The sequence below is a fragment of the Pseudomonas sp. HS6 genome (genome assembly GCF_023375815.1).
Classification (GTDB): Bacteria; Pseudomonadota; Gammaproteobacteria; order Pseudomonadales; family Pseudomonadaceae; genus Aquipseudomonas.
In genome coordinates this window covers 3826201-3850266 of record NZ_CP067412.1, presented here as the reverse complement: position 1 = coordinate 3850266, position 24066 = coordinate 3826201, and the positions used below count along the sequence as shown (strand labels likewise).

The 24066-nt window shown below is 61.3% G+C and carries 23 protein-coding genes; 6 read left to right on the top strand and 17 right to left on the bottom strand.

What is annotated here, in order from left to right; translation table 11 throughout:
• The first annotated feature begins 178 nt into the window (after positions 1-178).
• Positions 179-1843, top strand: coding sequence for an electron transfer flavoprotein-ubiquinone oxidoreductase (locus JJN09_RS17365; RefSeq protein WP_249482812.1), 1665 nt, complete (start codon positions 179-181; stop codon positions 1841-1843).
• Between the two features lie 79 nt (positions 1844-1922).
• Here JJN09_RS17365 and JJN09_RS17360 read toward each other — a convergent pair whose 3' ends face one another.
• Complete coding sequence (locus JJN09_RS17360; RefSeq protein WP_249482811.1) at positions 1923-2813, bottom strand: AraC family transcriptional regulator; 891 nt, start codon at positions 2811-2813, stop codon at positions 1923-1925.
• Between the two features lie 191 nt (positions 2814-3004).
• Here JJN09_RS17360 and JJN09_RS17355 point away from each other — a divergent pair, with 191 nt between their 5' ends.
• Entirely contained in the window at positions 3005-4057 is a 1053-nt protein-coding gene (locus JJN09_RS17355; protein WP_249482810.1) for an NAD(P)-dependent alcohol dehydrogenase, read from the top strand.
• Here the strand turns inward: JJN09_RS17355 and JJN09_RS17350 are convergent.
• The 5 genes from JJN09_RS17350 to JJN09_RS17330 form a co-directional block, all read right to left on the bottom strand.
• Positions 4054-4857 (bottom strand): IclR family transcriptional regulator, encoded by an 804-nt coding sequence (locus JJN09_RS17350; protein WP_007950852.1) that lies wholly within the window; start codon positions 4855-4857, stop codon positions 4054-4056. The genes JJN09_RS17355 and JJN09_RS17350 overlap by 4 nt on opposite strands.
• A 60-nt stretch (positions 4858-4917) precedes the next feature.
• On the bottom strand, positions 4918-6228 hold the full coding sequence (locus JJN09_RS17345; protein ID WP_249482809.1) for an MFS transporter: 1311 nt from the start codon (positions 6226-6228) through the stop codon (positions 4918-4920).
• Between the two features lie 184 nt (positions 6229-6412).
• Positions 6413-7561 carry a galactonate dehydratase gene (gene dgoD / locus JJN09_RS17340; RefSeq protein WP_249482808.1) on the bottom strand — a complete coding sequence of 383 codons (1149 nt, stop codon included), beginning with the start codon at positions 7559-7561 and terminating at the stop codon, positions 6413-6415.
• 42 nt (positions 7562-7603) lie between these two features.
• Positions 7604-8224, bottom strand: a complete 621-nt coding sequence (locus JJN09_RS17335) for a 2-dehydro-3-deoxy-6-phosphogalactonate aldolase (RefSeq protein ID WP_249482807.1) — start codon at positions 8222-8224, stop codon at positions 7604-7606.
• Between the two features lie 19 nt (positions 8225-8243).
• Complete coding sequence (locus tag JJN09_RS17330; protein ID WP_249482806.1) at positions 8244-9233, bottom strand: 2-dehydro-3-deoxygalactonokinase; 990 nt, start codon at positions 9231-9233, stop codon at positions 8244-8246.
• A gap of 190 nt (positions 9234-9423) precedes the next feature.
• Between JJN09_RS17330 and JJN09_RS17325 the strand changes: the two genes are divergently transcribed.
• Positions 9424-9894 (top strand): hypothetical protein, encoded by a 471-nt coding sequence (locus JJN09_RS17325; RefSeq protein ID WP_249482805.1) that lies wholly within the window; start codon positions 9424-9426, stop codon positions 9892-9894.
• Positions 9895-9897: 3 nt separating this feature from the next.
• Here the strand turns inward: JJN09_RS17325 and JJN09_RS17320 are convergent, their stop codons facing one another.
• On the bottom strand, positions 9898-10377 hold the full coding sequence (locus JJN09_RS17320; RefSeq protein WP_041475599.1) for a GNAT family N-acetyltransferase: 480 nt from the start codon (positions 10375-10377) through the stop codon (positions 9898-9900).
• A 227-nt stretch (positions 10378-10604) separates the two neighbouring features.
• Here JJN09_RS17320 and JJN09_RS17315 point away from each other — a divergent pair, with 227 nt between their 5' ends.
• The 3 genes from JJN09_RS17315 to JJN09_RS17305 all read left to right on the top strand — a co-directional run bounded on the left by JJN09_RS17315 (position 10605) and on the right by JJN09_RS17305 (position 12981).
• On the top strand, positions 10605-11252 hold the full coding sequence (locus JJN09_RS17315; protein WP_249482804.1) for an HD domain-containing protein: 648 nt from the start codon (positions 10605-10607) through the stop codon (positions 11250-11252).
• A 111-nt stretch (positions 11253-11363) separates the two neighbouring features.
• Positions 11364-12560 carry an MFS transporter gene (locus tag JJN09_RS17310; protein ID WP_249482803.1) on the top strand — a complete coding sequence of 399 codons (1197 nt, stop codon included), beginning with the start codon at positions 11364-11366 and terminating at the stop codon, positions 12558-12560.
• Positions 12561-12642: 82 nt separating this feature from the next.
• Entirely contained in the window at positions 12643-12981 is a 339-nt protein-coding gene (locus JJN09_RS17305) for a hypothetical protein (protein ID WP_249482802.1), read from the top strand.
• Here JJN09_RS17305 and JJN09_RS17300 read toward each other — a convergent pair.
• The 10 genes from JJN09_RS17300 to JJN09_RS17255 all read right to left on the bottom strand — a co-directional run bounded on the left by JJN09_RS17300 (position 12975) and on the right by JJN09_RS17255 (position 24014).
• Positions 12975-13904 carry a PfkB family carbohydrate kinase gene (locus JJN09_RS17300; protein WP_249482801.1) on the bottom strand — a complete coding sequence of 310 codons (930 nt, stop codon included), beginning with the start codon at positions 13902-13904 and terminating at the stop codon, positions 12975-12977. The two genes, JJN09_RS17305 and JJN09_RS17300, sit on opposite strands and share 7 nt — an antisense overlap.
• Positions 13897-15363, bottom strand: coding sequence for a cytosine permease (locus tag JJN09_RS17295; RefSeq protein ID WP_249482800.1), 1467 nt, complete (start codon positions 15361-15363; stop codon positions 13897-13899). Before JJN09_RS17295 ends, JJN09_RS17300 begins: the two co-directional genes overlap by 8 nt.
• A gap of 221 nt (positions 15364-15584) precedes the next feature.
• Positions 15585-16583 carry an ADP-ribosylglycohydrolase family protein gene (locus tag JJN09_RS17290; protein ID WP_249482799.1) on the bottom strand — a complete coding sequence of 333 codons (999 nt, stop codon included), beginning with the start codon at positions 16581-16583 and terminating at the stop codon, positions 15585-15587.
• Positions 16580-17293, bottom strand: coding sequence for a GntR family transcriptional regulator (locus JJN09_RS17285; protein WP_249482798.1), 714 nt, complete (start codon positions 17291-17293; stop codon positions 16580-16582). The genes JJN09_RS17290 and JJN09_RS17285 overlap by 4 nt, the downstream gene beginning before the upstream one ends.
• A gap of 286 nt (positions 17294-17579) precedes the next feature.
• Positions 17580-18548 carry an L-arabinose ABC transporter permease AraH gene (gene araH, locus JJN09_RS17280; RefSeq protein ID WP_085697229.1) on the bottom strand — a complete coding sequence of 323 codons (969 nt, stop codon included), beginning with the start codon at positions 18546-18548 and terminating at the stop codon, positions 17580-17582.
• Between the two features lie 12 nt (positions 18549-18560).
• Positions 18561-20105, bottom strand: a complete 1545-nt coding sequence (gene araG / locus JJN09_RS17275; protein WP_249482797.1) for an L-arabinose ABC transporter ATP-binding protein AraG — start codon at positions 20103-20105, stop codon at positions 18561-18563.
• A 54-nt stretch (positions 20106-20159) separates the two neighbouring features.
• Positions 20160-21164, bottom strand: coding sequence for a substrate-binding domain-containing protein (locus JJN09_RS17270; protein ID WP_249482796.1), 1005 nt, complete (start codon positions 21162-21164; stop codon positions 20160-20162).
• A 143-nt stretch (positions 21165-21307) separates the two neighbouring features.
• Positions 21308-22126, bottom strand: a complete 819-nt coding sequence (locus JJN09_RS17265; RefSeq protein ID WP_249482795.1) for an SDR family oxidoreductase — start codon at positions 22124-22126, stop codon at positions 21308-21310.
• 270 nt (positions 22127-22396) lie between these two features.
• Positions 22397-23272, bottom strand: a complete 876-nt coding sequence (locus tag JJN09_RS17260) for an SMP-30/gluconolactonase/LRE family protein (protein WP_249482794.1) — start codon at positions 23270-23272, stop codon at positions 22397-22399.
• A 25-nt stretch (positions 23273-23297) separates the two neighbouring features.
• Positions 23298-24014: a FadR/GntR family transcriptional regulator gene (locus JJN09_RS17255; protein ID WP_249482793.1), complete on the bottom strand. Its 717-nt coding sequence runs from the start codon at positions 24012-24014 to the stop codon at positions 23298-23300.
• Positions 24015-24066 lie beyond the last annotated feature (52 nt).

Here is a 24066-nt window from a genome sequence, read left to right as displayed (position 1 = left end):
CGATTCAAACAAACGTTTGTATTGGACGCTAAGAGTGGTGTAGATATAATGCGCCGCCTAGAGAGAAAGGTGGTTTGCCCATTATTAGCCTTGACGTTAACGTAAAGGCAATAACGGATACGACACCGAACCTCCAAATTAGAAAAAAAACTGTTGAGCCTTGAGTAGGAGATAGCCTGTGGAACGCGAATACATGGAATTCGACGTGGTCATCGTCGGTGCCGGCCCCGCTGGCCTGTCCGCTGCCTGCCGTCTGAAGCAGAAGGCCGCCGAAGCCGGTAAGGAAATCAGCGTCTGCGTGGTCGAAAAAGGCTCCGAAGTCGGCGCACACATCCTTTCCGGTGCCGTATTCGAACCACGGGCCCTGAACGAACTGTTCCCTGACTGGAAAGAACTCGGCGCCCCGCTGAACACTCCTGTCACCCGCGATGACATTTTCGTGCTGAAAAACGCCGAAAGCGCGCAGAAAATTCCTGACTTCTTTGTGCCCAAGACCATGCACAACGAAGGCAACTACATTATCTCCCTCGGCAACCTGTGCCGCTGGCTCGCTCAGCAGGCTGAAAACCTTGGCGTGGAAATCTACCCGGGCTTCGCCGCTCAGGAAGCGCTGATCGATGAAAACGGCGTGGTGCGCGGGATCATCACCGGCGACCTCGGTGTCGACCGCGAAGGCCATCCGAAAGAAGGCCTGTACACCCCGGGCATGGAACTGCGTGGCAAATACACGCTGTTCGCCGAAGGTTGCCGGGGCCACATCGGCAAGCAACTGATCCAGCGCTACAACCTGGACAGCGATGCCGACGCCCAGCACTACGGCATCGGTCTGAAGGAAATCTGGGAAATCGACCCGGCCAAACACCAGCCAGGTCTGGTGGTGCACACCGCTGGCTGGCCGCTGGACATCATGGGCACCGAGAACACCGGCGGCTCCTTCCTCTATCACCTGGAAAACAACCAGGTTGTGGTCGGTCTGATCGTCGACCTTTCCTACAGCAACACCTATCTCTCTCCGTTCGACGAATTCCAGCGCCTCAAGCATCACCCGGTACTGAAGCAGTATCTGGAAGGTGGCAAGCGCATCAGCTACGGCGCTCGCGCAATCTGCAAGGGCGGCCTGAACTCGCTGCCGAAAATGGTCTTCAAGGGCGGCGCGCTGATTGGCTGCGACCTCGGCACCCTGAACTTCGCCAAGATCAAGGGCAGCCACACCGCGATGAAGTCCGGCATGCTCGCCGCTGAATCCGTGGCCGACGCACTGTTCGCTGACAAGGATGGCACCGAAGAGCTGACCACCTACGTCGACGCCTTCAAGAAAAGCTGGCTCTACGAAGAACTGTTCGCCAGCCGCAACTTCGGCCCGGCGATCCACAAGTTCGGCGCCATCGTCGGCGGCGGTTTCAACTGGCTGGACCAGAACATCTTCGGCGGCAAACTGCCGTTCACCCTGCACGACACCAAGCCGGACTACGCCTGCCTCAAGCTCGCGGCCGACTGCAAGAAGATCGACTACCCGAAACCCGACGGCAAGATCAGCTTCGACAAGCTGAGCTCGGTGTTCATCTCCGGTACCAACCATGAAGAAGAACAGCCGTGCCACCTGAAACTGACCGACCCGACCATCCCGTTGAGCCGCAACCTGCCGATGTACGACGAACCGGCGCAGCGTTACTGCCCGGCCGGCGTGTATGAAGTGATCACCAAGGAAGACGGCGAGAAGCGCTTCCAGATCAACGCCCAGAACTGCGTGCACTGCAAGACCTGTGACATCAAGGATCCTTCGCAGAACATCACCTGGGTGACGCCGGAAGGCGCCGGCGGCCCAACCTATCCAAATATGTAAACGGAACATATAAGTCGAACCGCTGAACATCAAGGCTCCCTATATGGGGGCCTTTTTGTTGCCCGCGATTTGCCGAGAATCAAGCCGCGCGCTCATCCCCCGGGCTGCGCTCGAAGTAACGCTTGTACTCGCGACTGAACTGCGACGTGCTCTGATACCCCACCCGATGCGCCACCTGCGCAACACCCAACCCTTCGGCGATCAACAACGTCTGCGCCTTCAACAAACGCAATCGTTTCAAATACTGCACCGGCGACAGCAACGTGCTGCGTTTGAAGTGTTCGTGAAAGGTCGAAACGCTCATGTTCGCGCAACCGGCCAACGTCTCGACGTTCAACGGTTCGGTGTAGTGCGAGTGCAAATGGCTGATCGAAGCCGCCACGCGCGCGAACTGCCCCTGCTGCTCCACCAGCGCCCTCAGCACATCAGCCTGGGGACCGCGCAACGCGACGAACAACAACTCCCGCACCCGCGCAGGCCCGAGAATCTGGCACTCCAGCGGATCGTGCAGACAGCACAGCAAGCGTTCGACGCAACCTCGCATGTCATCGTCGAGCACCACCGAGGTCATCGATTCCGGCGTCTGCGCCGGAATATGCCGCCCCGGCGCCAGCCCCATGGCCAGCACCAACTCACCCAGCAGCACCCGGTCGATCGCCACTGACACGCCGAGCAACGGCGCATCCGGTAACGCATAAGTTTCGCACTCGAACGGCACCGGCAACGCCTGGATCAGGTAATGCCCGGCGCCGTACTCCATGGTGCGCGGCCCCAGATACGCCAGTTTGCTGCCCTGGGCGATGATCATCAGGCTCGGTTCATAAATGTGCGGGCCACGGGCGACGTCACAACTGGCGCGCAACACCTGCACGCCCGGCAGCCCGGTCTGGCTGTAACCATCGCGCAGCGCCAGCGGTTCGATCAGCGAAACCAGGGTGGCGTTGGCATCAAGGTGACGGGTCAATTGCATCGGGTGGCTCTTCAGAAAAAATCACGGAAAAAGGGACAAAAGCATCATCGCAGATCCTTTTGCCAATGCGACCGATCAACCCCGCATGCCGGAGGATTAGGCATGACACCCGGAGGAATCGCCATGGCCGGACGACCGGACGGCGCCCAGAATGCGCCGCCTCACTTGTCACTGCTTTTGCGAGGTTTCACATGTACACCGCCATCGGCTATGCCGCTCAAACGGCCACCACGCCCCTCGCCCCGATGAAATTCGAACGCCGCAGCCCTCGGGCCGACGACGTCGCCATCGACATCCTGTACTGCGGCGTCTGCCACTCCGACATCCACCAAGCGCGCAACGAATGGGGCATCGCCGTTTACCCGCTGATGCCCGGCCACGAGATCGTCGGAAAAGTCACCGCCATCGGTGCGAATGTCACCAAACACAAAGTAGGCGATCTAGTCGGTGTCGGCTGCATGGTCGACTCTTGCCGCACCTGCGAAGCCTGTCAGTCGAACCTCGAGCAATACTGCCTCGAAGGCCCGACCATGACCTATGCCACACCCGACCGGGTCGACGGCAGCAACACCATGGGCGGTTATTCGGACAGCATCGTGGTCAGCGAGCACTTCGTGGTGCGCATCCCCGAGAAACTGGATCTGGCAGCCGCCGCGCCGATTCTCTGCGCCGGTATCACCACTTACTCGCCGCTCAAGCACTACGGCGTGAAGGCCGGCGACAAGGTCGGGATTCTCGGCATGGGCGGCCTCGGTCACATGGGCATCAAGTTCGCCAAGGCCATGGGCGCCGAAGTGACGCTGTTCACCCGCTCGGCAAGCAAGGCTGAGGAAGGTCGTCGTCAGGGCGCCGATCATGTGATCGTCTCCACCGACGAAGAGCAGATGAAAGCGGCGGCCGGTCGCTTTGACTTCCTGCTCGACACCATTCCGGTGCAGCACGACCTCAACCCGTACCTCGATACCCTGCGCTTCGACGGCGTGCACATTCTGGTGGGCCTGATCGAACCGATCGATCCGCCGGTCCACGCCGCCAAACTGGTGCTGGGTCGTCGCGTGCTCGCAGGTTCGTTGATCGGCGGCGTTGCCGAAACCCAGGAAGTGCTGGATTTCTGCGCCGAGCACAACATCAGCTGCGACATCGAAATGCTCGACATCCGCCAGATCAACGAAGCCTACGCTCGGATGATCGCCGGTGATGTGAAGTACCGCTTCGTGATCGACATGGCGACCCTGAAGCTTTAAACCTTAAGGCCGAGTTCTGCCGAGAGCCGGGCCGTGACCCCTTTGATCAGGGGAATCAGCTCGGCCATTTTTTCCAGCGGCATGTACGGCACGGTGCTGGCGATGCTGATCGCCGCGACAATGCGCTTGCTCGCGTCGCGGATCGGCGCCGCCACGCAGCGGATCGACGGTTCGTTGTCTTCCAGATCAAACGCGTAGCCGCCGGCCACGTACTCGGTCATCCGCTGCTCAAGCTGCTCCCACGACTGCTGGGGATGCTGCGGCCAGAACTGACTTTTCCCACCCGCCGGCAGGCTGATGTCATACAGACGCTGCCAGTCCTGCGGCGCGTCATCCAGCATCAATGCCTTGCCGATCCCTGTGCGCGCCAGCGGCATGCGATGGCCGACCCGTGAGCGCATTTCCGGGCCGTTGCGCCCCGGGTTCTTCAACAGGTACAGCACTTCGTCGCCTTCACGAATCCCCAGGTGAACGGTGTCACCGGTCAGCGCCGACAACTCGTCCAGATAAGGCCCGGCCAGGGTCACCAGCGGCAATTCTTCACGCGCCTGAAAGCCCAGTTCGATCAGCTTCGGCCCCAGCAGATAACCGACTTGCGGCACGACGCGCAGGTAGCGCTCGTCCACCAGGCAACTGGCCAGACGATGAGTGGTGCTGCGCGTGGTGCCGATCAGGCGGGCAATCTCTTTGAGATCGCGGGCGCCACTGGCGACGGCTTGCACCACACCCAACCCGCGAAGCAGGGTCTGGGTGCCGGTCGGCGCGGCGTCCTTGGCGGTTTTTGGGGCGTCTTCCTGCATATCCAGCCTTTAGCGTTGAGCGAGGGAACGGGCGGCATTATGGTCGCCCGACAGGGACGACTACAACTCGATGCGCTCGACCTTGCCCACCAGCAGCACGTAGGACAAAGCACCAATCAATGCCAGAACCGCGATGTAGGTGATCGCCGGAGCGAACGAATCGCCGCTGGCCAGGAAGCCGATGACAATCGGCGTGGCAATCGCCGACAGGTTGCCGATGAAGTTGAACACCCCACCGGTCAAGCCCAGCAACCGCGCCGGCGCCAGTGTCGAGACCAGCGACCAGGTGATCGACGCCAGCCCATTGCCGAAAAACGCCAGCGCCAGGAAGGCAATCACCAACGGCGTCGATTCAACAAAGTTGGCGCCGATGATCGAGGTGGAAATCAGCAACCCGCCAATGATCGGCAACTTGCGCGCAAACCCGACGGTGCAGCCGCGGCGAATCAGGAAGTCGGAAAAGAACCCGGAACACAGCACGCCGATGAACGCGGCGAGAAATGGCAGCGACGCCAGCAGACCGGACTTGATGAAGTCCATGCCGCGATATTTCACCAGATAGGTCGGGAACCACGTCAGGAAAAACCACAGCGTCGAGTTCAGGCAGAACTGACCGAGGTAAATCCCCCACAGTTTGCGTTTGCTGAGGACGATGCCCAGATCAGCCCAACTGAATTTCGCCTTCACCTTGGCGGTTTCGGCGGCGATGTCCACCAACCCGCCGCCCTCACGGATCAGGTCGATTTCGCCTTCGTTGGCGCCTTTGAAATCACGCGGCTCGCGATACACCGCGTACCAGATCGCCGCCCACACAATGCCCACCGCGCCGGTCACGACAAACACCATGTGCCAGCCAAATTCATGCTGCAGCCACGCCAGCACCGGAGTCAGGAACGCCAGCCCGACAAACTGCCCGGAGGTGTAGAAACCGATGGCCGTGGCACGTTCGCGCTCGGGAAACCAGGTCGTTACCACGCGGCTGTTGATCGGATACGCCGGCGCTTCCAGCGCACCGACCGCCATGCGCAGCACGAACAGTGCAATGAAACTGGCGGCGAAACCGAGCATCACGGTGGCCAGCGACCACAACAGCAGCGCGACGCTATAAAGGACGCGCGGCGGCACCCGATCCACCAGCCATCCGCCGGGGATCTGCATGGCAGCGTAGGTCCAGCCGAACGCCGAGAAGATCAGCCCGACATGCACCGGGTCGATGCCCAACTCGGTGGTGAGCGCCGGGGCGGCAATCGACAGGTTGCTGCGATCGAGGTAGTTGATGACCACGGTGATGAACAGCAACACCATGATGAAAAACCGCTTGCGGCTGGGCGTGACTAACGTCGCTTGCCCGGTGAGGGTTTGCGGTTGCATGGGGAGCGCCTCTTCTTATGTTTATTGAGGTCGGGGGGATGCAGATCTCCGCTTCCTGGAGATCAACCTGTGGGGAGCGAGCTTGCTCGCGAAGCGATCTATCAGGCGACATCGGTTTCGAATGTGCCGCCCTCTTCGCGAGCAAGATCGCTCCCACAGTGTTTGGTGTTGGATCAGGAAAGACTCACCACTCGGCAAAACTGCCATCGGCATGACGCCAGATCGGGTTGCGCCAGCGGTGGCCGACCGCCGCGCGTTCGATCACGTATTCTTCGTTGATCTCGATCCCCAGGCCCGGGCCGTTGGGGATTTTCACGAAGCCTTTGTCGTAGTCGAACACCCGGGGATCCTTCACATAATCGAGTAGGTCATTGCTCTCGTTGTAATGGATGCCCAGGCTCTGCTCCTGGATAAACGCGTTGTAACAAGCGGCGTCCAGTTGCAGGCACGCCGCCAGTGCGATCGGCCCCAGCGGGCAGTGCAATGCCAGCGCCACATCGTAGGCTTCAGCCATGTTGGCGATCTTGCGGGTCTCGGTGATGCCGCCGGCGTGGGATGCATCCGGCTGGATGATGTCGACGTAACCTTCACTCAACACCCGTTTAAAATCCCATCGCGAAAACAGCCGCTCGCCGAGGGCAATCGGCGTGCTGGTCAGCGGCGCCAGTTCTTTCAGCGCTTCGTAGTTTTCGCTGAGCACCGGCTCTTCGATGAACATCAATTTGTACGGGTCGAGTTCCTTCATCAGCACCTTCGCCATGGGCTTGTGCACCCGGCCATGGAAGTCGACGCCGATGCCGACGTTCGGCCCGACCGCATCACGCACGGCGGCAACGTTGGCCAGCGCCAGATCGACTTTTTCGAAGGTATCGAGGAATTGCAGCTCTTCGGTGCCGTTCATTTTCACCGCAGTAAAACCACGACTCACCGCCTCTTTCGCAGCCCGCGCGGTGTCCGCCGGACGGTCGCCGCCGATCCACGAATACACACGGATCTTGTCCCGGACCTGACCGCCAAGCAGATCGCTGACCGACACGCCGAGGGCCTTGCCCTTGATGTCCCACAACGCCTGGTCGATGCCGGCCAGTGCGCTCATGTGGATCGCGCCGCCACGGTAGAAGCCGCCGCGATACAGCACCGTCCAGATGTCTTCGATGTTGCGGGGGTCTTTGCCGATCAGGTAGTCGGACAATTCCTCGACCGCTGCGGCAACGGTATGGGCGCGTCCCTCGACCACGGGCTCGCCCCAACCGCTCACGCCCTCGTCGGTTTCGACTTTCAGGAAGCACCAGCGCGGCGGGACGATGAAGGTGGTGAGTTTGGTGATTTTCATCTGCTTGTCTCTCTTGTGCAGCGCACACAGCGCCAAAAAGTCTTAGCGAAGGGCTTTCCAGGCAGCCACGTAGGCCTTGGCATTGGCCGCCACTTGCTCGGTCGTCATGCCCGGCTTGAACAGCCCGGACCCGAGGCCGAAGCCTTTGACGCCGGCGTCGATGAACGCCTGCATGTTGTCCGGTGTGATGCCGCCGACCGGCGCCAGAATCGTCCCTACCGGCAGCACCGCCAGCCAGGATTTCACCACCGCCGGGCCCATCTGTTCGGCCGGGAACAGCTTGAGAATGTCAGCGCCCTCCTCCAGCGCCGCGAAGGCTTCGGTCGGCGTTGCGACGCCCGGCGACAGGTACAGCCCCGCGGCTTTCGCTGCCCGCAACACCTTGGCATCGCTGTGGGGCATGACGATGACTTGGCCACCGGCTTCCTTCACCAGTTCGACCTGTTCCGGGGTCAGCACCGTGCCGGCACCGATCAGGCAATCGGCGGGCAGGGTCTTACGCAGGATGCGAATGCTTTCGTACGGCGCAGGGGAATTGAGCGGTACTTCGATGACGCGAAATCCGGCCGCGTACAGGACTTCTCCGACAGCGGCGGCTTCCTGCGGATGCAGGCCGCGCAGGATCGCGATCAGACCGTTTTGCGCCAGTGCTTGCTTGAGCATGTCAGGCCTCCAGTCAGGGTTAACGGGATGAGGAATCGATCAGTCCGCCGGCAAGCGCCAATTGCCACAGCCCGCGCTCGGTGGCCTGCTCGGCCAGCGTCACACGGGCGAAACCGCAGGCGTCGAGGGCCCGGCTGTAGCGGGCGCACAACTGCGCGTTGCCGATGAGGATGATCGAAGGAAGATGTGCGCTGTTGCGCCGGCGTCTTTGCACGGCGGCCAACGCTGTCAGCTCGTGGCCGATCAGCAGGCCGGACAGATAGTCCGGTTGCCCGGTGGCACTGAGTTCACCGGTCAGGCCCAGGCTGCGGGCGCTGAACAAGGTCGACAGCACGCCGATTTCGCCCTCCGACGACAACACAACCTGCACACCGCGATCAAAGGCCTCGGCGTCGAACGTCGCGCTGTAATGTTGGGTACGGCCGAGAATGCTGTGCTCGCTGAGCACGGCGAACACTTCGCCGGTCATGAAAGTGTCGAAGCGGGTGATGCAGCCGTCGGCCACTTCCACCCATTTCGAATGACTGCCCGGCAGGCCGATCAACAGATCATTGCCCGCCTCGAGCGGCAGATTCTGCAGGACGCCGAGGACCTGAGTTTCCTCACCGCGCATCACGTTCGGCAGTGTCGAACGCTGAATGACACCCGGCACGATATGCACATCGACACCGCGAATGCTGCGAATGGTTTGCAGGGATTTTCCAAGATCGGCCACGTTGGCCGGCGTATCGCGGTAGGACGCTTCGCGCCAGCCCTGAGCGCTGCCGACCATGCCACAGGCAATCACCGGCAAATCGGGTTGCGCATCGAGCCAGTCGCCGCACGCCTCGTCGAACGCCAGCTCAAAACCATCGGAGCATTCACGACCGTTGATGACCCGCGGCGTCTTCGGCAACTGCATGATCCCGAACGACAGCGACCGCTGCGCCAGCACCTGCCCGCCCGCCGCGAGTTTGTAAGCACGTAGGGAGGTCGTCCCCCAATCGAGCGCGATCAATTGCGCCAGCATCGCTTCACCTGTTTTGTTATTGGCAGTGAGTGAGATGGACTATAAACCCGGACACCAACAAATCTCAATATATAAATATCACTCCCATATTATGGGATTTACAAGTGTGACAGGATTTTCTCCGCCAACGCTCTAAAATGCCGTCTCGCGCCCTGAGTGGCGCATGCACTCGAATGCTCAAGGAAGAAAAATGAAGGTACTGAAAACGTTGGCGCTGCTGGGCGCACTTTGCTTCAGCTCAGTCGTCAGCGCTGCAGCATCGCTGAAAGAAGGCGATATCTGGGCCTACAAAACCCGACCGGGAGAGGAACAGTCGACGCTGACCATCCTGAAAATCGAGGACTACCCGGCATACGGCAAGGTCGTGCACATCCGGGTCGACGGCATCCGCATGATCAATCCGGTGGCGGGTAATGAAATCAATGAAATGCCTCATCTGCCCTTCCATGCCAAAGCGTTGCAAAGCAGCCTTACCCGCCGAGTGGGAGAGACTGCGCAGATTCCGGATTTCAGTCAGGGCTACGAGTATTGGAAAGCGGCCTTCGACGAAGGGAAGGCTGGGGCTTTCAGGATTTCCGTGCGGCAGGCGCTGGATGGACTTTTGAGTGGCAACTGGGAATCGACCGATGAGGAAACGGCCAAAACCAGGCAGACGCCCTGACGATCAACCCTCGGCAAACTCGCGCAACACCTTGCCATCCATGCGATACCTCACCCACTCTTCCTGCGGCTGGGCGCCGAGGGATTTGTAGAATTCGATGGCCGGGGTGTTCCAGTCCAGCACGCTCCATTCGAAGCGGCCGCAGTCGTTGGCGCAGGCGATTTTTGCGAGGTGGCGCAGCAGGGTTTTACCGGCGCCGCCGCCCCGTTGTTCCGGGGTGATGTAAAGGTCTTCGAGGTACAGGCAGTTGCTTCCCAGCCAGGTTGAATAACTGAAGAAGAACACCGCGAAACCGATCGGCAAGCCGTCACGCAGGCAGATCAGGCCGTGGGCGGTGGCGCCTTCGCTGAACAGGCTGCGCTCGATGTCGGCGACGCTGGCGATGACTTCGTGACGGGCCTTTTCGAAGTCTGCAAGTTCAGTGATGAACGCGAGGATTTGCGGAGCATCGCTGGGGGTCGCCGGGCGGATTTCGATCGTCATGGACGGGCCTTGTCGGAAAAAGGAAAACGCCATACTAAGGCGGCGCGCGGCGCTCGTCACATGGCAAAGCAAACACTACTCTACTCAATCGCAGAAACACCGCAACTCATGTGGGAGCGAGCCTGCTCGCGAGGCGGAGGTAAGGTCGAGGCCTTCATCGACCGAGCAGACGCCATCGCGAGCAAGCTCGCTCCCACAGGGATTTTTGTCTGGATGGAAGGATATTCATGAACGCATTCGAACCTCTGGCCTCACTCGCCGCCGAACTGCTGCCCCACGCCCTGGAACCGTCGGAGGACGGCGCTCATGATCTGTCGCACCTGCAACGGGTCTGGCACAACGTGCGCACCTTGCAGGCCGAGGAAAGCGGCGATCTTGAGGTGCTGCTCGCGGCGGTGTTGCTGCACGATTGCGTGGCCGTAGAAAAGAACTCGCCACTGCGTTCACAGGCATCACGCCTGGCGGCGGAAAAGGCGTCAAAGGTGCTGGCAAACCTGAACTGGCCCGAAGCCAAAATCGACGCTGTCGTCCACGCCATCGAAGCCCACAGTTTTTCCGCCAACATCACCCCGCTTACCCTCGAAGCCCGCCTGATGCAGGACGCCGACCGCCTCGATTCCCTCGGCATGCTCGGCGTCGCCCGCACCTTCTACATCGCCGGGCGCATGGGCAGCGCGCTGTACGACCCGCAGGATCCCGAGGCTCGGGAAAGGGACTACGACGACAAGCGATTCTGCCTCGATCATTTCCAGACCAAACTGCTGCACCTCGCCGACGGTTTCCAGACTGCTGCGGGTCAGCGTCTGGCACAGATCCGTCATCAACGCCTGAAGGGTTTCATGGAGCAATTCAAGGAAGAGATCGGCGTGGTCTGAAGGCATTACTCCGGTCAATCACGATCCTGAGATCGCCAAGCTCAGACCTAAGCCGCGGGCCTGTCGTGTTAGATAGATGACGCTCAATTTTTCCGGTCAAGGAACCGCGTCATGCCTCAAGCAACACCCCAGGTCTCGGGCAAACTGTTCGGTCTGTTCTGCCTCGCCAGTTATCTGTTGTCGCTGTCCTATGGCGTGACGTTTCTGCTCTCGCTGCTGATCGGTTCTCGCGGCGGCAACGAGCACGATGCCGGCAGCGTGATCAGCGCGGCGATGCTCAGCACCTTCGTTGCGGTGCTGGTGTCCGGGCACCTGTCCGACTGGCTGGGCGCGGCGCGTTCGATTGCGCTGTTCGGGCTGTTGCTGGTGGCAGCGAGTCTTGGGTTTGCGATGACGCCGGGCTTCGGTCATCTGCTGCTGTTTTTCGGGTTGCTGCTGGGGCTGGGCTGGGGCGTGTTCTATACGCTGGGGCCGATCATCGTCGCCAGTCTGGTAAGCCCGGCGCAGCGGGCGAAATACTTTGCGCTGCTGTCCGGCAGCATGATGACCGGGATCGGCAGCGGCCCGTTGCTCGGGCGGGCGGCAAGTGCGCTGGGTTTGCCAGTGACGTCGGCATTCTTTCTGGCGGCGCTGGCGAGCCTGATCGGGGTGCTGCTGTTCTGGCGTCTCGGTGCCCGTCTGAAAAGTACACAAGCACCGTCAGCCGCCAAAATCACCTGGCAAGCGACCACTCAAGTGCTGGGTTCCCGAGCACTGTTTCCGATCATCATGGTCGGCCTCGGCGGTTGCGTGTTTGGCGGGCTGTCGAGCTTCCAGACCAGCTATGCCGCCGCCCGTTCGCTGGACTATTCGCTGTTCTTTCTGGGTTTCATGAGCGCCGCCATCAGTAGCCGGATGTTGATCGCAGGTTATGTGGTCAAGCGTGATTCGCTGCGGGCGTCGTGTCTGCTGTCGGGATTGATGCTGGGCTCGATCGTTTTGTTCGCGTTCGGCGTGCAGAGTGGTTTCAGCTATCTGCTGGCAGCGGTGATGCTCGGTGTCGGTTACGGCCTCACCTACTCAGTGATCAATGGGTTGGCGGCAAACGAAGCTCCGGCCGGCACCACGTCGCAGGCGTTGTTGCTGTTCAGTCTTTCTTACTTCATCGGCGTATTCGGCTTCCCGCTGCTGGCCGGGAAAATCATCGTCGAGCACGGCATGCCGATGTTATTGCTGACGGTGTTGGCGGTGGCGGCGTTGAACTGGTCGATCACCCTCGGCCGCCTGCTCTGGCGGCGGATGACGGTAGAAAGCGCACTGACGAACTGAACCGTTCGTCATTCAATCGGCACCTATGCCACGCGAGGGCAGACCAAGATCAGGTAAGGATTCCAATCACTGGAGACATACCATGATCTCGTCAAGGTTGACTGCTCTCGTTTTTGCCGCCCTGCTCTCTCCCGTGGCGTTCGCCGCGACCGCCACGGGCACCGGCCCCACCGATCCGGTCACGCCACCGCGCGCCCCTGCGATCAACAGCGCTCCGGGCATGAATACCGATGGCTCCGGCGTTCCGCTGATCAATCAGCCGCCGGCCACCGGAACCGATCCACGCACCCAGGGCAATGACCCCGGTCGTCAGGGCGGAATGAACACGCCGGATTCCTCCACGACTCCCGACAACTCAGGCTCCGGCATCGGTTCGAAAACCACCACCGGTGGCTCGGGCTCCGAAGGAACCGGTCAGTAGGCGGAAGATTCGCGGATCAGCGCATCGACTTCGGCGGTGCGCGGTGCGGTCGCCGGGCCCCAGCGAGTGACGGCCAACGCAGCGGCGGCGTTGGCGCGCCTCGCGGCTTCATCAGCCGCCAGCCCTTGCGCCAGGCCGGCAACGAAGACACCGGCATGCGCATCGCCCGCGCCATTGCTGTCCACCGCCTGAACCTTGAAACCCGGCACATGCCGGCGCTCGCCGTGCTGATGAATCCAGCAACCCTGCGGGCCGTCGCGTACCACCATCAGCACATCCTGGGGCAAGTGCACGGCCAAGCGGTCCAGCGCTGTTTTGATGGCCGCCGCGCCAGTGAAACGCAAGGCTTCGACACTGTTGCTGGTCCACACGTCGATACGCGGCAACAGCGCCTGCATCATCGGTGAGTCCGGCGACTCCACAAGCGGGCCCGGATCGAACACCACGTTGATCGTCTTCGGCAGCGCCAGCGTCCAGTCCAGCAACGCCTGAGCCTTGCCGCTGTGCAACAGGCTGTAGCCGCTGACGTAGACATAGTCCCCGGCCTCGGCGGCAACGCTGTCCAGTTCCGCCGCCGTGACTTCACCTTCGGCGCCGATGTAGGAAATGAAACTGCGCTCGGCCGACGCATCGGTCAGCGCGACGCAGATTCCGGTGTCGCGTCCTGCAGGCTGTTCGATGCCGATATGGATGCCTTCAGCGTTCATCGCCTGCCGCGCCAGATCGCCGAATCGACCGTTGCCGTGGCGACCGAGATAGACCACCGGCAAGCCATTGCGCGCGGCGGCAGCCATTACATTGAAGCCGCCGCCGGCTTCGAAACTGGCGGACTGCGCCAGCACGTCGCCGCCGATTTGCGGCAGCGCCTCCACGGCCATGACCAGGTCGATGATGACCTGGCCGGTGTGCAACATCTTAGGCATGAGCATTCTCGGTTTGCGCGGCGCGGCGGTCTTTCGCCCCGCCGAGTACGAAGTACAGGCCACCGGCGACCACGAAGGTCACGATCCAGCCGAGGCCGTTGTGGCCCAGCCACGAGTCGGACAGGAAACCCTTGAACCAGACGTTCTCGGCAGTGGTGCCGATGGTGGTGAAACTGAAGCCCAGCACGATGGCAATCGCCCACGCGCCGAATGCGCGCCACTCGATGCCGCCGCTGTACCAGTAGGCGCTGCTCGGGCTGACGTCGAGCAGGTCTTTGGGGCTGTAGTAGTGACGGTGAATCAGGTCGACCACGAAAATCCCGACCCACGCGGTGATCGGCACCGCCAGCAGGGAAATGAAGGTAATGAACGGGCCGTAGAAGCTGTCGGCGATCAGCATGAAGTAGATCGAACCGGCGAAGATCGCAACGATATCGACCACTACCGCGTACACGCGTTTGACCTTCAAGCCGAGAGTCAGCGTGGTCAAACCGGCGGAGTACACCGACAGGTTGTTCGACAGCAACAGGCCACCGAACGCGGTGATCAGATACGGCACGGCCATCCAGGTCGGCAGCATGTCGCGGATCGCCACGATCGGGTCAGTCGCCGACGCGAGGTCGTTGTTGCCCACCGACAGCAGGCCGCCGAGGGTGATCAGCAGTACCAGCGGAATCCCCGCACCGAACGCCGCCGAAGCGACCAGCCGCACAGCCTTGACGCTGCGATGCTGATAGCGCGACATGTCCGCGCCGGCATTCGCCCAGCCGATCCCGGTGCCGGCCGCCATGGTGCCGATACCGATGATCATCGCGCTCATCGGCGCCGGCGTGGCGTTGAACACCGCGCTCCAGTCGATGGTCGCGCAGAGGAAGCCACCGACCAGAATGTTCAGCGCGCCGAACACGTAGGTCGCCCACTTCTGGATCACCAGCAACGTGGCGTGGCCGAGGCCGGACACCGACAGGGTCAGCAGCACGAAAATCGCGATGAAGATCAGGGTCAACACCGGCGCGCTTTTGGCTTCCACCGGCGAGCCGAACAGGATCGAGCACAACGACAGCAGCACGAACGCGGCAGTGGTGGTGTTGACGGTTTCCCAGCCCAGACGCGACATCAGTGACACCAGCGTCGGGCCGATATTGCCGCGCACACCGAAGATCGCCCGAGACAGGGTCAGACTCGGCGCACGACCGCGACGGCCGGCAATCGAGATGATCCCCACCACCGCGAACGAACCGGCAGCGCCGAGGATCGCAACGATGATCGCCTGCCAGATCGCCAGGCCGCGAAACGCAACCAGCGTCGCGCCCAGTGGCAGGCCGAGGATGGAAATGTTGGCAGCAAACCAGACCCAGAACAGTTGCAGCGGATGGCCGTTGCACTCGCCTTCCGGCACCGGTTCGATGCCACGGGTTTCCAGTTGCCCGGCGCTTTGCCCGGCGTTCGATAAGCTCATGAAAAATGCTCCTGTTTGCCTTTATTGTGGTTGTGGCAATGACGCAGAACGACAAGACATCCCGCCCTTCCTGGGCCTGTCTGCGCGATCCATTGCGGGTGAATATTCAGGATTTGTGGTGCGCCTTTCGCGAGCAGCCCAGCACCCTCAGGTTCAAAGTGAACCTTGAGGTTTGCACGGTCCCTGTGGGAGCTGGCTTGCCAGCGATGGCGTCAGTTCAATCAGCGCAAGGCCAACAGCTCCTGCACCAACGGTTCAAGCTCCAGACCATTGACGGCCTTCACCGTCTCGATCATCGCCGCCGGCCAGCTCTGCAGGCCCAGGCAGGCCCCGAGCATGGCGCCGAGAATCGCGGCGATGGTGTCAGTGTCGCCACCCAGGCTCGCGGCCATGCACAGCGCATCGAACGGCGTCATTTCACCGACCGCGACTTGCTGTGCGAGGGCGAACGACACCACCACCGATTCCTGCGACGCCACTGATGTGCCGATCACGTCGTACAGCAGATCCGCGAGCAACACCGGGTCGCTCTCGACACTGATGCTGCGCGCCCAACTGATCCGCGAAGCGATGCGCCCACCGGCGACCCAGTGCCCGTGCGCTTCAGCTTGCTGGGCGATCTGCTGGCCGAGGTTCAGCGCCTCGCCCAGGTCCAGGCCGTTGATGCCGGCCGAAACCACCGCCGCCACCGCCGCCGCGCTGGAAATACCCAGCGTGGTGTTGTGAGTGACCTGACAGGCCTGTACTACCGCTGCGATGAAGCGCTCGGGGTCGGCGACATCCGCCGCGATTCCCACCGGGGTGATGCGCATCGCCGCGCCATTGGTGGTGCCGTAGCGCCCGGCCTCTTCCGGCGAATGACCGGCGAGGATCATCTCGATGGCGCGCTTGGTCGATGGGCCGAGCAAGTCCTGCGAGCCCTTGGCCTGCATCTCGGCTTCCCATTCGATCAGCCGTTGCGCGAGCACCGCCGGCTCGATCCGGCCCTTGCCTTCGACCAGCAATTCGCCCACCAGAATCGCCTGTTCGGTGTCATCGGTGATCGAGCCTTTGGGCATGTTCGCGGCAATCGGTTGCAACGGGCCGGCGTCTTGCAGGTCGGTGATCTGTCCGAAGCGCTGCTTGATCGTTTCGCGGTTCAGGGATTGCGTCGGCATGCCCAGCGCGTCGCCGAGGGCCAGGCCATAAAACGCGCCCAAGGCACGGGCGAGGGCGGTCATTTCGATTCTCCAAATTGCAGGTGCAGACGGAAATGCACCGGATCGAGCAGGCTTTCGACCTGTTCCATGAAACGATTCTGCCGGTCGTAGGTGGTGCGCAGCGCCTTGAGGAACACCGTGCCTTCCGGACGCCCGAGCAGTTCGGCATCCACGGCGTTGAGCGGCTCGGCACCGATCCACTGATCGCCGCGCTCGCCGATGTAACCGTAGGCCGCCAACGTAACGGTCAGCGAATTGTCGATCAGGCCCACACGCGGCAGGCTTTCCAGGCCTCCGGTGGCGGGCATCAATGAGCGTTCGAGGGACACCAGTGTGCCGTCGTTGGAACGGCGACGACGGTCGAGGGTGATGAATTGGTCGGTGCCGAAGCGCGAAAACAGATCGGCCCGGGTCACGGCTTCCAGGCGCAGCACTTCGGTATTGATCAGCGCCCCGCTGTCGGCCAGGGCTTGGGCCCAACCGCTGCGTTGATCGAGCACCACACCGTCGAACGTGACGATGGAGCCAACCCCGCTTTGCGTGGCGATGTAATTGCGCCGCTTCAGTTCGGCCAGCGCTTCGCGCAACGTGCCACGGCTGACGTTGAATTCCTGAGCCAACTGATGCTCGCCGGGCAACAGAAAGCCGTCCTCCATGAGGCCGCTTTCGATGCGTCGGACGAGCTCGTCGACCACCCGTTGTTTCTTGTCAAATCGTACCTGTCTAATCATGTACAAAGTGATAACTGAAACGGGGTTGGATGGGCAAGGGAAATTTTGGGTGGGGTGACGGAAGGCGCCGGGATCAAAAGCTTTCCCTCATCGGAACGCCGCCCGACTAGCCCTCTCCCGGAGGGAGAGGGGACTGAATGGGGGATATTGGGGAGATACGTCGACCTGAAAAAGCTTTACCGAATCCATAATCGACTGGTCATTTCAGGTCGATGTACAGCGAAAGACACCTCGGTCAGTCCCCTCTCCCTCCGGGAGAGGGTTAGGGTGAGGGGGGCTTTTGATCTCAGCGTTGTTTCAGGCGATCGATAACCACAGCCAACAACAAAATCGACCCACGAATCACATACTGATAGAACGTATCGATATTCTTCAGGTTCATCGCATTCTCAATAATCGCCAGAATCAAAACCCCGGCAATCACATGCCGAATCATCCCGATCCCACCACTCAACGACACCCCGCCCAACACGCAGGCCGATATCACCGTCAGCTCAAAACCCTGCCCGATCATCGGCTGACCCGAAGTCATCCGCGAAGCCAGAATCACCCCGGCCAGCGCACCGATCACCCCATGCACCGCAAAGATGATGATCTTCGTCCGATCGACATTCACCCCCGCCAGCAACGCCGCTTCCTGGTTGCCACCGATGGCCATGGTGTTGCGCCCGTAGGTCGTGTAATTCAGCAACCAGCCGAAAAACAGGAAGCAGACGATAGTGATCAGGATCGGTACCGGCACGCCGAACAACTGGCCGTTGCCGAACACGAAGAACGATTCCTGGGACACGCCCACCGCTTTGCCGTTGGCAAAAATGTAGGCCAGCCCTCGGACGATCTGCATGGTCGCCAGCGTCGTGATCAACGCATTGACCCGTAACTTGGCGATCACGATGCCGTTGATCAACCCGACGATCAGCCCCATCACCAATGCAGCGCTGACGCCGAGAAACACGCTGTTGGTGTCGCGCATCACCACCGCCGCAACCACCCCGGCACAAGCGATCACCGAACCCACCGACAGGTCGAAATGACCCGACGCCAGACAATACAACATGGTGCACGCGGCGATCCCGGTGGTGGAAATCGCCAGGCCCAGACCGCGCATGTTCAGCGGCGAGAGGAAGTTGTCGATCAGCAAGGTGCAGGCGAGAAAAATCCCCACCGCCGCCAGCAACATCACCCAGTCATCGAGGAAGCGCCGCATATCCAGCGGTTTGCGTGCGGTCGGCAGGGTTTCGTTTTGGGTTGTCATCATAGTCACCTCTCAGTTCGCCACGCCGTCAGCGCGGTGGCGCGGCAAAGCCAGTTGCAGCAGGTTGGATTCGTTGGCCTGGTCGCGGCTGACTTCGCCACGCAGGGCGCCCTCGCACAACACCAGAATGCGGTCGGAAATACCCATCACTTCCATCAGATCGCTGGACACCACGATCACCGAAATACCGTCGGCGGCCAGGTTATGGATGATCTGGTAGATCTCGGCCTTGGCGCCGATGTCGATGCCCCGGGTCGGCTCATCGAGCAGCAGGACTTTCATTGGCATCGACAGCCAACGGCCGAGAATTGCCTTTTGCTGATTGCCGCCGGAGAGGAATTTGATCTGTTGCCCGGCGTGGGGTGTTTTCACTTTCAGGGCCTTGATCTGTTTGTCGGCATTGCCCTTTTCCCAGATCCCGCGCAGCAGGCAACCGAGCCCGGAGTTCGCGCCCCGCGCACTGATGTTGATGTTCTCGGCAACGCTGGCGAGCGGGATGATGCCTTCCTTCTTGCGATCCTCGGGGCACAGCAGAATCCCGGCGGAGATCGCGTCACGGGGCGAACGCAGTTTCAGTTCATGACCGCGTAATTCCAGGCGTCCGGCGGTGTTGCGTTCCAGGCCGCTGAGTAACCGGAACAGCTCGGTGCGCCCTGCCCCGACCAGTCCGAACAGGCCAAGAATCTCGCCTTTGTGCGCATCGAAACTGATGGGTTCGCGCAGGCCCGGGCCGAGCAATCCATCGACTCTCAGCGCCACGGCACCGCGCGGGCGACTGCGGTAATCGTAGATGTCCTGAATGTCGCGCCCAACCATGCAGGTCACCAGTTGATCGTGGGTCAACTGGCTCATGTCGTCGAAGGTACGCACGTAGCGACCGTCCTTGAACACCGTCACCGCGTCGCAGATGCGGAACACTTCTTCCATTCGATGGGAGACGTAGAGCACCACTTTGCCCTCGTCGCGCAGCCGACCGATGATCGCCATCAAGCGGTCGATTTCCCGCGCCGACAGGCTGCTGGTCGGTTCGTCAAAGGCAATCACATGCGCGCCACGGGACAACGCCTTGGCGATTTCCACCAGTTGCCGCTGGCCGAGGGACAGGCGCCCGACTTTGGTCTGCGGGTCGATTTCATCGGCCAGGCCCTTGAGGCAAGCCAGGGCTTGCTGACGCAACGCACCGCGATTGATCAGGCCGAAACTGGCCGGCAGATGCCCGAGGAACAGGTTCTCGGCCACGGTCATTTCCGGCACCAGATGCAGCTCCTGGTGAATCACCGCCACGCCGCTGCCGATGCTGTCGGCAGTGGACTTGAACGCCATCGTCCGCTCGCCGATCTGCAGCTCGCCGCTGCTCGGAATGTAGGCGCCACCGAGGATCTTCAGCAGCGTCGATTTGCCAGCGCCGTTCTCGCCCATCAAGGCGTGCACCTGCCCGGGAAGGGCAACGAAGCTGATGCCGTCCAGCGCCTTCACGCCGGGAAAGGTCTTGCCGATCCCGTTGAAACGCAGGCTACCGCTGGCACTGTGTTGTTGTGTTTGTACTTGCGCGTGCATTTAAGCCACCTCTTCACACCGATGACAGCCCGGTGGCCCGGGCCGTCGCTGCCGTCAGTTCCACAAGCCGATCTTTTCCAGCTCTTGCTTGAAGTTCTCGCGGGTGATCAGGGTGACGTCGTCCATCGCGGTGTACTTCGGTGGTTCTTTGCCGGTGGTGACCCACTCGTACATCATGCTGGCGGTGTTGTAGCCCTCGATGTGCGGGCTCGGCAGCATCGAACCGTAGAAGCCGCTGTTGGGCTTTTTCAGCTCGCCGATCGCATCGGTGCCGTTGATGCCGATGCCGATTACGTTGGCGGCGGCAAACCCGGCAGCTTCGGTGGCGCGCACGCCGCCGAGCACGGTGTTGTCGTTCATGCCGCCGATGATCAGGTTCTTCGCCGCGCCCGGCAGCTTGACCAGCGCCGAGTTGGTGGCGTCCATGCTGCCCGGTACGTCGAGGGTTTTCAGGGCGGCGGTCAGGATGTGCTCTTTCGGCAGGCCGGCGTCTTCAAGCGCTTTCATCGAGCCGTCGGTGCGCTTCTTGCCGGTGTCGAGTTCGTTGTAGGTGTTTACCACCGCGTAGGTATCTTTCCAGTCCCAGTTACGCTTTTTCGCTTCGGCGGCCATGGCGGCGCCCTGCTTCTGGCCGACTTCGAACGCGGCCATGCCGAGGTACGGCACCTCTTCCATGAACTTGCCGTTGGCGTCGACGAAACGGTCGTCCACGGCGATCACTTTCAAATCATTGAGTTTGGCCTTGGCCATGATCGCAGGGCCAAGGGACACGTCCGGCGGGCAGATGACGAAGCCCTTGGCGCCGTTGGCCGCGAGGCTGTCGATGGCCGAAAGGGTTTTCTCGCCGTCCGGCACAGCAATCTTGATCAGCTCGAAGCCTTTGTCCTTGGCAGCTTTTTCAGCGAAGGCCCATTCGGTCTGGAACCACGGCTCTTCGGCCTGCTTGACCAGGAAACCGATCTTCACCGGATCGGCGGCCAGCAGCGAACCGCTCAGGCTGAACGCAGTGACCGCCAGCGCGGTACTGCACAGGGTACGAATCCCGAAACGACGTTTCATAAGCAGACTCCTTGTTATTTTTCTTGAGCGTTATTTGAAAAGCGTTACAGCGGTCGAAGCGTTTCCCGCAAATCAAGACGACAATAGTCATATCGTATGATGATTGAATTTCAGGCGGACCCTTCCACCTGAAATCCGCTTTTTCAGTCGTGGTACATCACCGAGCGACCACCATCGATGGTGATGCACGAAGCATTGATGAACGGCGCTTCGTCGCTGGCCAGGAACACGGCAGTCATCGCCACCTCGATCGGCTGGCCGATGCGTTTTGGTGGATGCAGATCGAAAGCGCGCTGGCGTTCGGCATGAGGGTCGGCGAAGCCGTTCCAGTAATCGACGTTGAGCTGGGTTTCGATGTAGCCCGGGGCGATGGCGTTGACGCGAATGCCCTTCGGCGCGTATTCGATGCCCAGCGCACGAGTTAGCCCGAGCAATCCGTGCTTGGCCACCGGGTAAGGGAAGCAGCCGGGGATGATGTTTGTTGAATGGGTCGAGGCAATGTTGATGATGCTGCCGATCCCCTGTTCGATCATCTGCGGCAACACGGCTTTGCAGCCATACCAGGCGCCGTCGAGGTCGATGGCGAAGCAGCGGCGCCAGTCTTCTTCGGTCATTTGCAGCGGATCGCGGAACACGTTGACCCCGGCGCAATTGACCAACACGTCAATGCGACCGTGCAGCTCGATGGCCAGTCTGGCCATGGCGTGCAGATCTTGCTGACGCGAGACGTCGGCCTTGAGCGCTTGCACATCGGCGCCCTGCTCACGCCAGTGCGCAGCGACTTTCTCGACCTTTTCAGCCTGGATATCGCTGATCACCAGTTTGGCCTGCTGCGAGGCGAAGGTCGCAACGATCGCTTCGCCGATGCCTTGGGCGGCACCGGTCAGCAACACAACCTTGTTTTTCAGACGCTCACCTTTGGGTGGCTCGGGCACTGGCGGCAAGGAAAGGGGTTCAGCCATGAATCAGGACTCCTGTTCGAAAGCATAAAAAAACCGGGCATCTGACGATGTCCGGTCTGGAAGGCTTTGGGAACAAAACAGGCGAGCGCCGCTGACGGCATCGGGCCGTTGCGAGACGCGGACTCCGCTAAGGAGTGCGATAGAAATTCGCTGCATCACTTCACCTGTTTTGTTCTTTTTAAGTGTGAGTGCGTGTTACTGCTGGAGCCGACTATAAACCCGACCGCCAAATAATCTCAATATATAATTTTGCATCCCATATTTTGGGATTTAACTCGCAAATCGCGTACAGAGTTTTCCTGCGACATCGACCTCCAGCGACAGCACTGCGCCGTCCAGTGGGTGGTTCAGCGGACTTTTGGCGCTGGTGATGTACAGGGTTTTCAGGTCTGCGCCGCCGAATACGCAACTGGTCGGGCGGCTGATCGGCAGGTCGATCTTGCGGTCGATTTTGCCATCCGGCGTCAGGCGCAGCAGGCAACTGCCGTCCCAGCGGGCGTTCCACACGTAGCCTTCGGTGTCCATCGCCGAACCGTCCGGGCCACCGTTCTGATCCGCGCCGTACCAAGGCTGGGCTCTGTCGAGGTTGCCGTCGGTGTGAATGAAATAGCGATACAACGTGCCGTCGAGACTGTCGCCGAACAGCAGCGTGGTGCCGTCGTCGCTCCAGAGCAGCGTGTTGGGAATCCCCAGGCCCCGTAGCAATGGCGTGACTCGTTTATCCGGATCAACCCGGAACAATCCGCCGGAACGACGGGTGATCGGCAGATCCTCGCCCTGCTCCCCGATGTTGTTTTGCATGGTGCCGAGCCACAAGCGGCCCTGGCCATCGCAACGCGCTTCGTTGGCGCGGTTGCCCGGTTGCGGATCGGCGACGCAGAACAGCGTCAGTCGCGGCTCAAGTCCGGGGGAATCGAGATCGAGCCGGTAGACGCCGCTGCTCAGGGTCACCAGCGCGTCGCCGCTGGCGCAGGGAATGAACGCCGAGACGTGCTCCGGCATCTGCCAGATCTGCACGTTCTGTCCGATCAGCCGCAGCGCCTGCTTGCCGGCAATGTCGACCCAGTACAGCGCTTGGGTCGGTGCATCCCAGAACGGGCCTTCGCCCAGTTGCGCCCGATGCTCTGTCACCGCAGTCCACGTCATGCAACCTCCTGTCTTGTTGTTTTTGTCAGCTGGCTTTTTTGTCGGCCATCACCTGCGGGTAGAACCGCTTGATGGCCAGGTCGGCGTTGTCGATCAGGGTCATGCAGGCCCACACCCCGCGCGCGGCATCCCGGGCGGCGATCGCGTCGGCCATGTCTTTGTGGATGGGCAGTGTGCGGCGCAATTCGTCGGGGTCTGCCGCGGACACTTCGAAGGACACGGCGAGCAGCGCGCCGAGGGCCGGCACCATTTGCTCGATGAATTGATTATGGCTGGCGGCCAGAATGCATTCGTGGAAGAACTGGTCGGCGCGGTTGTAATCGATGCCGCTGTCCACTGCCCGCTCGAGTGCGTTATAGGCCTGCTGCACGGCTTTCACCTGTTCGACGGTCGCCCGCTCGCAGGCCCAGCGCACCGCCATCGGTTCAATAGTGCGGCGCAGGTCGAGCAGGTCGTCGACGAAGTTTTCCGGCAGGCCGCTGCGCGATAGCCAGCCCACGACTTGCGGGTCGAACAGGTTCCAGCGCTTGATCGGCAACACCCGAGTGCCGACTTTGGGCCCGACTTCGAGCATGCCTTTGGCGACGAGAGTCTTGATGGCTTCGCGAATCACGGTGCGGCTGACCCCGAGTTGCTCGCCCAGATCGGCCTCAACCTTGATCGCCTGCCCCGGTTTCACCTGGCCGGCGGCAATCCAGGCGCCCAGCCAGTCAACCGTTGATGCGTGGAAACTGCTCGACATGGACACTCCGAAGCCGTTCGCTGTGGATGCCTACGCTAATCATCATACGATT

Excerpts from the sequence above, each read along its gene's own strand:
- araG (WP_249482797.1), bottom strand. The coding sequence starts at position 20,105 with ATGCACGCGCAAGTACAAACACAACAACACAGTGCCAGCGGTAGCCTG.
- JJN09_RS17310 (WP_249482803.1), top strand. The coding sequence starts at position 11,364 with ATGCCTCAAGCAACACCCCAGGTCTCGGGCAAACTGTTCGGTCTGTTC.
- JJN09_RS17325 (WP_249482805.1), top strand. The coding sequence starts at position 9,424 with ATGAAGGTACTGAAAACGTTGGCGCTGCTGGGCGCACTTTGCTTCAGC.
- araH (WP_085697229.1), bottom strand. The coding sequence starts at position 18,548 with ATGACAACCCAAAACGAAACCCTGCCGACCGCACGCAAACCGCTGGAT.
- JJN09_RS17255 (WP_249482793.1), bottom strand. The coding sequence starts at position 24,014 with ATGTCGAGCAGTTTCCACGCATCAACGGTTGACTGGCTGGGCGCCTGG.
- JJN09_RS17335 (WP_249482807.1), bottom strand. The coding sequence starts at position 8,224 with ATGCTCAAGCAAGCACTGGCGCAAAACGGTCTGATCGCGATCCTGCGC.
- dgoD (WP_249482808.1), bottom strand. The coding sequence starts at position 7,561 with ATGAAAATCACCAAACTCACCACCTTCATCGTCCCGCCGCGCTGGTGC.
- JJN09_RS17285 (WP_249482798.1), bottom strand. The coding sequence starts at position 17,293 with ATGATTAGACAGGTACGATTTGACAAGAAACAACGGGTGGTCGACGAG.
- JJN09_RS17270 (WP_249482796.1), bottom strand. The coding sequence starts at position 21,164 with ATGAAACGTCGTTTCGGGATTCGTACCCTGTGCAGTACCGCGCTGGCG.
- JJN09_RS17360 (WP_249482811.1), bottom strand. The coding sequence starts at position 2,813 with ATGCAATTGACCCGTCACCTTGATGCCAACGCCACCCTGGTTTCGCTG.
- JJN09_RS17355 (WP_249482810.1), top strand. The coding sequence starts at position 3,005 with ATGTACACCGCCATCGGCTATGCCGCTCAAACGGCCACCACGCCCCTC.
- JJN09_RS17305 (WP_249482802.1), top strand. The coding sequence starts at position 12,643 with ATGATCTCGTCAAGGTTGACTGCTCTCGTTTTTGCCGCCCTGCTCTCT.
- JJN09_RS17290 (WP_249482799.1), bottom strand. The coding sequence starts at position 16,583 with ATGACCGCCCTCGCCCGTGCCTTGGGCGCGTTTTATGGCCTGGCCCTC.
- JJN09_RS17265 (WP_249482795.1), bottom strand. The coding sequence starts at position 22,126 with ATGGCTGAACCCCTTTCCTTGCCGCCAGTGCCCGAGCCACCCAAAGGT.
- JJN09_RS17295 (WP_249482800.1), bottom strand. The coding sequence starts at position 15,363 with ATGAGCTTATCGAACGCCGGGCAAAGCGCCGGGCAACTGGAAACCCGT.
- JJN09_RS17350 (WP_007950852.1), bottom strand. The coding sequence starts at position 4,857 with ATGCAGGAAGACGCCCCAAAAACCGCCAAGGACGCCGCGCCGACCGGC.
- JJN09_RS17260 (WP_249482794.1), bottom strand. The coding sequence starts at position 23,272 with ATGACGTGGACTGCGGTGACAGAGCATCGGGCGCAACTGGGCGAAGGC.
- JJN09_RS17345 (WP_249482809.1), bottom strand. The coding sequence starts at position 6,228 with ATGCAACCGCAAACCCTCACCGGGCAAGCGACGTTAGTCACGCCCAGC.
- JJN09_RS17330 (WP_249482806.1), bottom strand. The coding sequence starts at position 9,233 with ATGCTGGCGCAATTGATCGCGCTCGATTGGGGGACGACCTCCCTACGT.
- JJN09_RS17315 (WP_249482804.1), top strand. The coding sequence starts at position 10,605 with ATGAACGCATTCGAACCTCTGGCCTCACTCGCCGCCGAACTGCTGCCC.
- JJN09_RS17300 (WP_249482801.1), bottom strand. The coding sequence starts at position 13,904 with ATGCCTAAGATGTTGCACACCGGCCAGGTCATCATCGACCTGGTCATG.
- JJN09_RS17320 (WP_041475599.1), bottom strand. The coding sequence starts at position 10,377 with ATGACGATCGAAATCCGCCCGGCGACCCCCAGCGATGCTCCGCAAATC.